At 37.4% G+C, this 4,121-nt stretch carries 6 protein-coding genes; 4 read left to right on the top strand and 2 right to left on the bottom strand.

Going from position 1 to position 4,121, the window contains the following annotated elements:
• From ACO1O5_RS16655 to ACO1O5_RS16640, 4 genes are all read left to right on the top strand, one after another.
• Nucleotides 1-363, top strand: a 363-nt coding sequence (locus ACO1O5_RS16655; protein WP_486272207.1) for a UbiA family prenyltransferase, incomplete at its 5' end; no start/stop codon positions are given.
• Nucleotides 364-370: 7 nt separating this feature from the next.
• Nucleotides 371-784, top strand: coding sequence for a Holliday junction resolvase RuvX (ruvX, locus tag ACO1O5_RS16650; protein WP_486272205.1), 414 nt, complete (start codon nucleotides 371-373; stop codon nucleotides 782-784).
• Nucleotides 785-880: 96 nt separating this feature from the next.
• On the top strand, nucleotides 881-1,459 hold the full coding sequence (def, locus tag ACO1O5_RS16645) for a peptide deformylase (protein ID WP_486272204.1): 579 nt from the start codon (nucleotides 881-883) through the stop codon (nucleotides 1,457-1,459).
• 47 nt (nucleotides 1,460-1,506) lie between these two features.
• Nucleotides 1,507-2,442, top strand: coding sequence for a hypothetical protein (locus ACO1O5_RS16640; protein WP_486272202.1), 936 nt, complete (start codon nucleotides 1,507-1,509; stop codon nucleotides 2,440-2,442).
• Nucleotides 2,443-2,528: 86 nt separating this feature from the next.
• Here the strand turns inward: ACO1O5_RS16640 and ACO1O5_RS16635 are convergent, their stop codons facing one another.
• A complete protein-coding gene (locus tag ACO1O5_RS16635; RefSeq protein ID WP_486272201.1) occupies nucleotides 2,529-3,566 on the bottom strand; it encodes an RluA family pseudouridine synthase in 1,038 nt (345 codons plus the stop codon).
• 66 nt (nucleotides 3,567-3,632) lie between these two features.
• Complete coding sequence (locus ACO1O5_RS16630) at nucleotides 3,633-3,797, bottom strand: DUF6728 family protein (RefSeq protein WP_486272199.1); 165 nt, start codon at nucleotides 3,795-3,797, stop codon at nucleotides 3,633-3,635.
• Nucleotides 3,798-4,121: the final 324 nt, after the last annotated feature.

Genomic DNA, 4,121 nt, shown 5'->3' with positions numbered 1-4,121 from the left:
GTTTTGTTTTGGGTTAGCGGCTTCGATATTATCTACGCATTGCAGGATGAGGAGTTTGATAAGGTGAATCAATTACGCTCGATACCTTCTATGCTTGGCGCAAACAGGGCTCTTCGGGTAAGCGAGTTTCTTCATGTTTTATCGTTTGCATCGATAATTACGGCGGGCGTACTGGGAAAGTTTAGTTGGTTTTATTGGGCAGGCGCCGCCATATTCGGGTACTTTCTGTTTTACCAACATACCCTCGTAAAACCAAAAGATTTAAGCAGGGTAAACAGGGCTTTCTTTACATCAAACGGTATCGCGTCTGTTATTTTTTCTTTATTTGTTTTGATAGATATTTATTTTAATCTTCACACCTGAAATTTTAATGGCAAGAATTCTGTGTATTGATTATGGACTGAAGCGTACAGGCATTGCCGTTACAGACCCTTTGCAAATTATTTCGACCGGACTAACAACCGTTGATTCTAAAGAATTGATTTCATTTTTAAAGAACTATTTTCAACTGGAGGAAGTGGAATTAATAATCATTGGCGAACCAAGAAACCTGGATGATTCTGACACACACGCGACGCCGCTGGTAAAAGCAATTGTTGCTAAACTGAAAAAAGAGTTTCCGCATATTCCCTTAAAAACTGTTGATGAGAGATACACTTCAAAACTGGCAAAGCAGGCGATGCTTGAAATGGGTATGAAAAAGAAAGATCGTCGCAATAAAAGGACTGTGGATGAAATTGCCGCCGCTATTATGTTACAGGAGTATATGCAAAGCATTTCATAAATAAAATTCGTTTAAAGTCCTGATATTTGTCAACTGCATTTAATACTGTTCAAAAGTTTTAAATTTGCGGAAATTTTAAAATAAATAAAAACATTCATGGTTCTTCCTATAGTAGCATACGGCAACCCGGTTTTAAGAAAAGTAGGTAAAGAAATTGCGCCCGACTATCCCGAATTGAACAAGTTAATTGAGGATATGTGGGAAACCATGTATAACAGTAAAGGAGTTGGCCTGGCTGCGCCGCAAATTAATAAGGATATCCGGTTATTCGTGATGGATAGTTTGCAGATTATTGCCGGCCTTGAAGATGATGAAAAGTGGGATTATCCCAATGATGCAGGTTATAAAGGAGTCTTTATCAATGCAAAGATAAACAGTATTAATGGCGAAGATTGGCTATATAATGAAGGGTGCCTTAGTATACCAAAAATCAGGGAAGACATACTAAGAAAGGAAGAAGTTTACATCACTTTTCTCGACGAAAATTTTGTGCAGCACTCGAAAACTTTTAATGGAGTTACGGCCCGTGTAATTCTTCATGAATATGATCATATAGACGGAAAATTATTTATAGATTACTTAAAGCCCCTTAAAAAGAATCTTCTGAAGCGTAAGCTGGATAATATTTCCAAAGGCAAGATATCAGTTGATTACAGAATGTCTTTCGTTAAATAGGATATTACTATTACAATTCTCTCTCATATTAATCCCTAATTTCAGGAATGGTTAAGTCTTTATTTGCGACGGCTTTTTGGTTGGGAAGTTCACTATTCCTTTTTGCGCAGGATCAAAAAAAAGATACCACCGTTAAAGTGGAAAATAACTATATAACGCTTTCCGAAATCGTTGTTAATAATAAATTAGACGTCGCCTCTTTTATACAGAGAGTGAAGAATGATACTACTTTCTATAAGGCTTTTCGAAATCTGCGGGTTATAGGATATACTTCTATAAACGACATAAGAATGGTCGATAAGAATAATAAGATTGAGGCTTCGCTATTGAGCAAAATAAAACAAATCCGGACTCACAATTGCAGGAAAATGCAGGTATTGCAGCAAACGACCACTGGTAATATGTATGATAAAAAAGGAAACTTTAATTATTATACGGCGCAACTTTATGCCGGGCTTTTTTTTACGAAAGATTCTGTTTGCGGAGAAACTAACATCGTAAAAGGTTTCGAGTTTTCCACGAAGGGACTAAGTGGAATAGAAAAGCATAAAGAACAATTGAAGATGCTTTTCTTCAATCCCGGCAAAAAAATAAATGGGCTGCCTTTTGTAAGTGACAAGACGGAGATATTCAGCAAATCAATGGCCGACAAATACGATATGGATATTGATTACCGCAATTTTAATAGTGTGCCCTGTTATGTATTTACTGTTAAGGCGAAGGATGATAAAAAAAGTAACGTGGTGATAGACGAAATGACAACATGGTTCAATGAAAAGACTTTTGAAATCGTAGCCCGCAATTATTCTATAAGTTACGATGCGGGAGTCTACGATTTTAACGTAGACATGGAAGTGCAAATGACAAAAGCCGGTGATCTTTTAGTTCCATCTGTTCTCAGATATAATGGTAACTGGAAAGTTATTTTTAAGAAGAGAGAACATGGAATTTTTACTGCGACATTGTTTGATTTTGTGAGGTAGATCACGACGGACGGTCACTTTTTTCATCGGGATTATGTCTGCAAAAAATTGGTCTACCGCACGGCCAGGGCCAATAACCTGAAGCGTTATAAGCCTCTATTCATACTATACTTCCTCCACTTCTCAATTAAAGCCTTCATATCTTCCGGCAATTCACTTTCAAAATACATTTGCTCTTTTGTTGTGGGGTGAATAAAACCTAGTTGCTGTGCATGTAGAGCATGACGCGGGCAAATGGCAAAACAGTTTTCAACAAATTGTTTGTATTTGGTAAACACTGTGCCTTTCACAATTCTATCTCCGCCATAAGTGTCATCATTAAATAGCGGATGGCCGATCATTTGCATATGAACACGAATCTGGTGCGTACGGCCGGTTTCAAGCCTGCATTCAACGAGTGTTACATAATTAAATTTTTCTAAAACTTTATAATGCGTGATGGCTTCTTTACCATGTTCACCATCAGGATAGGTGGTAAATAATTTTCTAAATCTTTGGTGACGGCCGACGTGAGCATTGATGGTGCCTTCAATCTCTTCAAAATCTCCCCACACTAACGCAACGTACCTACGATGTACGGTGTGATCAAAAAATTGTTTGGCAAGATTTGTCATTGCTTTTGGCGTCTTGGCCATCACCAGGAGCCCCGAAGTGTTTTTATCTATTCGATGAACTAAACCGAAACGTGCAAGTTCAGTTTCGGTTATGTTTGGATTATTTTGTTTTAAATACCAGGCAACCGCATTCACCAAAGTGCCACCGGGATTGCCGCTGCCGGGATGTACCACCATGCCAGGCTCTTTATTAACTACCATTACATCTTCATCTTCATATACAATGGTGAAGGGAATGTTTTCAGGAACAATTTCTGAGCTTTCAGGAAGATAAGTGTCGTAAATAATAATCTTATCATTAGGTCTAACTTTATAATTTGATTTTATTGGATGCTCATTGACTAATACCCGTTCCGCTTCAATTGCCTGCTGAATTTTATTTCTTGTGGCGCCCTCAATCCGGTTCATTAAAAATTTATCAATCCTTAACGGATCTTGTCCCATCGCACAAATAATGCTCAGCTTCTCAAAAAGCTCTTCATTATCATCATGTATTTCCTCTTCGTTCATTATATATTAATTTATGGCTGCATGCCCGGACAAGCAGGCCGTCAAGATAAGGCAAAAGTGAATGATTTATCCCCTAATTAAACGGATGATCATAATAATAAGTGCAAGCAAGAACAAAAGGATGGAAATCCGGTTCATGCCGTGCATGTACCCTATCCATTTTGAATGGGGAGCATTGGGATCCCGTTTTTTTATCCAGAGGTATTCTGCTATTTGTCTCCATACGCCCATAAATGCTGATATTCATTAACAATTTAAAATAAAAAATCTGCAACTATTTAAAGCCTGGTTACGTAAGTGAAACAAATTTACTAATCATATTGTTTTGATTTCATGCAAAATTGCGGCAGATGCTATCGTAAGCATTGCGCCTTATTGAATGACTAAAACTAAAACACGAAAAAAGTAATAATTTAGATTAATGAAAAAAGTAATCAAAAAACATCCTCTCGCCATTCGTTGGTTTCACTGGATTAATTTTCCTGTAATTGCTGTTATGATTTTCAGCGGCATTTTAATTTACTGGGCAAACGATATTTACCGGGTTGGCTGGGG

The sequence above is a fragment of the Ginsengibacter sp. genome, from assembly GCF_057362405.1.
The sequence above is the reverse complement of the archived record's forward strand: the minus strand, read 5'-3'. Positions and strand labels throughout refer to the sequence as shown.